A 6,114-nucleotide genomic window follows, 5' to 3' on the forward strand; every position below is an offset into this window, starting at 1 on the left:
CAGACGGCTCGACGGTCTCGGCCTCGGTCACGTTGTCGCTGGTCATCGATGCATCTTCCATGATCGGGAGTTACACCGATCGTTTTACAGTCCCTGTCGACGCACTCGATGTCGGTGTACTCGACGAGAAGCCACGCGGCGCGGCGGTCGCCGTTCTTGCAGTAGTGCTCCTGTATGCCTTCGTCGTTGACGGCCTGGAGCTGGGCGTCGGATGCGCCAGCGGCTTGGGGACTCCTTCTACTGGCCACCGCCGACCTCGGCCGCGCCTATCAACCATCCGGGCGACCTACTGGCAAGCCGTGGACTCTGACCCTTGGCCCGGCCGACAGCCCGAGCGCGTGGGCTGTAACTGCGGTTCTGTTCGGTCTAGGCCTACTGGCATCAGGGAAACACCTCTCACCTCACACGTCGGGAGATCCGAGAGACGGTGCCTATGGGCTCCAGAGAATCAACATGCTGGTTTACCGTTCGTGGAGCTGCTGTTGGCGAGGAACGCGGTGACGTCAGCAGGCGTCCGGCACCTGGCCGTCGAGGGCGGAACGGTGCAGCCGTGTTCGGCCAGGAGGGGCTGGACTTGGTGAACGGCCCTGGTGCTGTGCGTGGGCATACGGGCGATGAGGAAGGCCGGCAACACCGTGCTGTCGGTCATGCCGGTCGGAGGCATGACCAGGGTCATCAACCGCAGTGTTAGTCTCGCGCCCTTCGATTCGATCGTGAAGGAACCACCTTGAGCTTCATAACGGCCTACGGTCGTGACCGGTTGCCCTCCCTCACCGGGCTCCGGTTCTGGGCGGCCCTGCTCGTCGTGCTGTATCACCTGTCGCGGCAGGTAGGGACCGTGCCAGGGATCAGTGACGCCGTGTGGTACGGCCGTAGCGGGGTCACGTTCTTCTTCGTGTTGTCGGGGGCCGTGCTGGCCTGGACCTATGACGGTTCGCGTGTCGCCGTCCGGGTGTTCCTCTGGCGGCGCTTCGCACGGATCTGGCCCATGCTCGCCGTCAGCGTCGCGGCATCCGTCGCGGTCTGGCGGGTCCTCATGGACCAGGCTGTCTCGCTCAAGGCCATCGCCGGGACTCTGCTGCTGGTGCACGCGTGGTTCCCGCAGCCGGTCATCTTCAAGGGAGGGAACCCGGCCGCCTGGTCGCTCAGCGACGAGGGCTGGTTCTACCTCATCTTCCCCGTACTGCTGGCGACGCTCGCGGGGCGGCGGGGCAGGACATGGGGGTGGACGGCGGCCGGGGCGGTATGTGGCGCGGTGCTTCTGTGGGTCGGACTGTCCGGGCTGGCGCCAACCACCCGTACTTGGGCATTGGACTACCTGCCGTTGACCCGGTCACTCCAGTTCGTACTGGGCGTGGTGACCGGGCTGGCGCTGAAACGCGGTTGGCGGTCTCCCATGTCGCTTCCCGTGTCCGTCGGACTCGTCGTCGCCTGGCACCTGGCGCTGATTCCGTGGTCGAACGCGGTGCCGGACTCTGCCTGGTACAGCCCGTACTGCGCCTCGCAGTTGCTTTCCGCGCCGCTCTTCGCGGCGCTGATCGCCGCCGCGGCCCGGGCCGATCTCGACGGCCGGCGGACCGCACTGGGCGGAGCATGGACGATCAGGCTGGGGCACTGGTCGTTCGCCTGGTACCTCCTGCACGAGATCGTGATCCGGGTGGCGGTGTTCGAGTGGGGCAAGCCCGCCACCAAGGGTGAGACGCTCCTCTTCTGGGCAGGGGTGCTGGTCGTCAGCCAGGCCCTCGCCGCCCTCGCGTACCTCTGCATCGAGCATCCGGCCGAGCGGCGGCTACGGGGACTGGTGGTCGCACCCGGCAGGGATGCCGCACCGCGGCGACATCGGACACTCGCCTGAGCGGCCGCGGCGACCGCCGAACCTCCTCAAGAGGACGGCGACCAGCAGGTTCACGCCGGTGCGGCGGCCGTCAGCTGGCGGACGGGCACCACCCCCGGCGGCGGCCCGCCGGGGACGGCCACCCGGAACGCCCAACAGGGCCTCGCCGTCGCACTCCGAAGCCGATCCCCATGATCGCCGTCGACGACCTCTACGAGCTCCGCCGGCCGCACACCCGGGGTCGGCCGTCGCGGCACGCAGGCCGGCCTGCCGTCGGACTACCCGGCACCTCGGACCGCCTCTGGGGCATGCGGCCGCCGACCGGATCCCCTTCCCGGGCACCGACCACGCACCCGGCGGGCCTGACGATGCCGAAGTGGGCCCACGACCTAGCTTGATCTTTATCCCTGAGGCCCGAACAGCTTGTCGTACTTGATCACTCGGACTGGTAACTGCGGTACACGCAGGCGGCCTTCGGCTGAGCATGTGATCCGACCAAGGAACACACAACGCTCAGCACGAAGGCCGTGGGGATGAGTCTGTCGCATCACGTCGTCCGGCAGGATCCGTTTGCGGGACTGTCACGCTTCCGGGGTGAGTTCTACTCCTGTCTGACCAGGCGTGCGGACGCGCTGTTCGAACTCGTGGACGCGGTGTTGTGCGCGGATGGGCCGGTCCGGACCCTGGTGGAACTGTCTCTGGTCGGTGAACACCGTCGCGGCCACGGCGGGCTCTACGACGCCCTGGCCGCGGGCCGGGTCGACGTCGCCCGGCTGCGACGGGCCCTGGCCACGGTGCCGCTGCCGAGGGCGGCGGACGGCCGGTTGGTCCTGGCCGCCGACCTCACCTGCTGGCTGCGGCCCAGCGCCCACACCTCGCCGCAGCGAATCCTGTGCCACACCTACGGACGGGGCAAGGACCAGCACATCCCAGTTCCCGGATGGCCCTACTCGGTGATCTGCGCACTCGAGACCGGCCGCAGTTCCTGGACCGCACCGCTGGACGCATTGCGTCTGGCACCGGGCGACGACGCCGCCACCGTCACCACCAGGCAGATGCGCGAGCTCGTCGACCGGCTCATCGCGGCCGGCCAGTGGAAGGATGCCGACCCGGAAATCCTGATCGTGGTGGACGCCGGATACGACGTGCCGCGTCTGGCCTTTTTGCTGAAGGATCTGCCGGTGCAGGTGCTGGGTCGGATGCGCTCGGACCGTGTCCTGCGACGCGCGGTCCCGCCCCGTGAGCCCGGCCTCCGAGGGCGGCCGCCCCGCCACGGCGGCGAGTTCGTCTTCGGTGACTCGGCCGCCTGGAACACACCCGACACCCAGACGGTGACCGCGACCCGCCTTTACGGCAGCGCCACCGCACGGGCCTGGGACCGGCTCCACCCGAGGCTGACCCACCGCTCGGCCTGGACCGCCGAGCTGGGTGCCCTACCGGTCATCGAGGGCACCGTGATCCGTCTGCAGGTCGAGCACCTGCCCAGCGGCGCGACACCGAAGCCGGTCTAGCTGTGGTGGTCGGGCACCGACGCCACCGGAACCACCGTCGACCTGCTCTGGCAGGCATTCCTGCGACGCTTCGACATCGAACACACCTTCCGGCTCTTCAAACAGACCTTGGGCTGGACCTGCCCGAAGATCCGCAGCCCCGAAGCCGCCGATCGCTGGACCTGGCTGATTCTCGCCGCCTTCGCCCAGCTCCGGCTCGCACGCCCACTGGCGGCAGACCTCCGACGGCCGTGGGAAAAGCCGACCCCGCCCGACAGGCTCACCCCCGCCCGAGTCCGCCGCAGCTTTCGGCACCTCCGCACGAAGGCCGCCTGTCCAGCCGAAGCACCGAAAACCGCCCGGCCCGGCCCAGGACGCCCACCCGGCCGCAAGAACAACCAGCCCACTGCCCGCTACGACGTGCACACAGTTGGCAGACCAGGCTCCGCAAAACGACGAACGAAGAAATCAACGACCCCGCGTCCACGCCGCACAGGTCAAAGATCAAGCTATGCGCGCCCTTGTGGTCGATCACAGCGAGGCCGGACCCATCCGCTTCGTCGATGTCGATGAGCCGGTACCGTCTGCCGGTGAGCGAGGTCGAACCCACCACCGGCAGCCACGCCCAGGACGTGATCCACGCCGCACAGCAGCCATTCGTCGACGGCTGGCAGCAATCCATGTGGATCGGCGCCGCCGTCATGGGTGTCCTGCTCGTCTACGTCGCCGTACGAGGCCCGAAGAACACCACCCCCGTACAAGCCTACGAGGGCACGGCTCCGGAGGCCGGGACTGCGCAGAGCGTACCGCCCACTGACCTCGCGGAAAGTTGGCCGACCTGTGCGAGGCACTCTCTTGACTTACGTCGAAACCCAGCACTACCGATCTCCGCCACCGCACCGGCACACGCCGCGGTGGAGGAAATCCGCACTTCTCACCTCACGCGTGCATTTTCGCGTACGAGCCTCCTCTGCTCATGAGTTCGTCGTGGGTTCCTCCTTCCACCACGCGGCCTCGGTCCATGACGACGATCCGGTCGGCGTCCCGGACCGTGGTGAGGCGGTGGGCCACCACGAAGACCGTCCGCCCGTCGACCAGGCGGCTCAGTGCCTGTTGGATCAGGGCTTCCGAGTGGTTGTCGAGGGCTGAGGTGACTTCGTCGAGGATGAGTACACGCGGGTCGCGGATGAGGGCCCGGGCGATGGCCAGGCGTTGTTTCTGGCCCCCTGAGAGCCGTGCGCCGCGTTCGCCGACGACGGTGTCGATGCCGTGGGGCAGGCTGTCGACGAACTCCAGTGCGTTGGCGTCCTCAAGCGCCTGGCGGACGGCGTCCTTGGTGATGTCAGGCAACCCGTATGTGACGTTCTCCTCGATCGTGCCCTCGAAGAGAATCGACTCCTGGGGCACGACTGACACGAAACGGCGGTAGCTTCTGAGGTCGAGCAGAGTCGTGTCAGTTCCGTCGAGGAGGATGCGGCCGCTGGTGGGGCGGATGAACCCGATCAGCAGATTGAGGACGGTGGACTTGCCCGCCCCCGAAGCCCCGACGAGCGCGACGGTCTCGCCCGGCCGGGCCGAGATCGTCACCGCCTCGACGGCGTTGTGCCGGTCCGTCCCGTCCGGCTCCTCGTAGGCGAAGCTGACGTCCTCGAAGTCGATGCGCCCTTCTACGGAGACGAGTCGCTCCTTGCCGGCGTTCTGATCCAGGTCGGGCTCCTGGAGCACTTCACCGATGGAGCGCACGGACTCCAGGCCTTTGCTGAGGATCGGGGCGAGGCTGAGCAGTGTGGTGACGGCACCGGTCAGAATGGCGAAGAACCCGCTGAGCATGACGACGTCGCCGGCGGTGACGGGCAGCCAGCGGTGGTACGCGACCAGCGCCGAGCCCGTGAGGCACAGCAGGCCGAGGGTGTTGAGGACGATCCATGCCAGGGAGCCGAAGCGCCCGTTGAGCAGGTCGAGTCGGATGCCTCCCGAGCGGACCTCGTGGAGTGAGGCGTTGACACGGCCGAGCGCAGCGTGCTCCAGGCCGTGAGCGCGGGTGATGGGGATGAGCGAGGTCATCTCTCCCACTCGGGAGGACAGTTGTTCCATCCGGCGCCGGACGAGTTCGTTCTGGTCCCGCAACCGGCCCCGGAGCCTCATCACGAGCAGCCCTGCCGCCGGGACGACGATCAGGAAGACGGGTAGGAGGGACGGCACCCGCAGGCCGATGACCACGAGGCCGCCGATGAGGGTGACCAGGGCGGCGAGGCCGAGATCCGCGCTCTGCATGAGCATCTGCTCGACCGCTTCCGCGTCCCGGATCACCTTGGCCTGCAGGACGCTGGAGCTGGTCCACGAGTGGTAGCCGATGGACAGCTGCTGCATGCGGGCGCACAATGCGGAGCGCAGCAGAGTGCCCAGGCTGCGAACGACGGTTCCCATGGTCCGTACGTAGATCAGGTGCAGCGGAAAGTTCAGCAGGAGAATGGTCAGCAGGACCCCGGTGGCTATCCACAGTTCGGTCACGGGGCGGTGTTCGACCACCACGTCGAGGATCACCGCCGTGATGAGCGGAAGCAGCCAGAGGGGGCTGTGCTTGGCGATGAAGACGACAACGGCCAGCACGAGTCGGGGAAGATCGGGACGCAGGAGTCGGCCGAGGGTGCGCACGGGGCTCTGTCCGCTGTAGACGTGGTCGGCGGCCAGGGAACTCATACGCGTGGTGGGCGTTTTGTGTCGCATCGCGTGTCATCTCTGGTGATGTGAGCAAGAGCTGTGTGGGCGGGGCGACCGGACCGCGGTCCG

At 67.9% G+C, this 6,114-nt stretch carries 3 protein-coding genes and 1 pseudogene; 3 read left to right on the forward strand and 1 reads right to left on the reverse strand.

What is annotated here, in order from left to right; translation table 11 throughout:
* Positions 1–727: 727 nt before the first annotated feature.
* From ABZ371_RS27650 to ABZ371_RS27660, 3 genes and pseudogenes are all read left to right on the forward strand, one after another.
* Positions 728–1,855 carry an acyltransferase gene (locus ABZ371_RS27650; RefSeq protein WP_358684459.1) on the forward strand — a complete coding sequence of 376 codons (1,128 nt, stop codon included), beginning with the start codon at positions 728–730 and terminating at the stop codon, positions 1,853–1,855.
* A gap of 512 nt (positions 1,856–2,367) precedes the next feature.
* Positions 2,368–3,897: pseudogene (locus ABZ371_RS27655) on the forward strand (NF041680 family putative transposase).
* 17 nt (positions 3,898–3,914) lie between these two features.
* Positions 3,915–4,304 carry a hypothetical protein gene (locus tag ABZ371_RS27660; RefSeq protein WP_358684461.1) on the forward strand — a complete coding sequence of 130 codons (390 nt, stop codon included), beginning with the start codon at positions 3,915–3,917 and terminating at the stop codon, positions 4,302–4,304.
* Here ABZ371_RS27660 and ABZ371_RS27665 read toward each other — a convergent pair.
* Entirely contained in the window at positions 4,264–6,024 is a 1,761-nt protein-coding gene (locus ABZ371_RS27665; protein ID WP_358684463.1) for an ABC transporter ATP-binding protein, read from the reverse strand. The genes ABZ371_RS27660 and ABZ371_RS27665 overlap by 41 nt on opposite strands.
* Positions 6,025–6,114 lie beyond the last annotated feature (90 nt).

It is taken from the genome of Streptomyces sp. NPDC005899, assembly GCF_040629645.1.
In the GTDB taxonomy this organism is placed as follows: Bacteria; Actinomycetota; Actinomycetes; order Streptomycetales; family Streptomycetaceae; genus Streptomyces.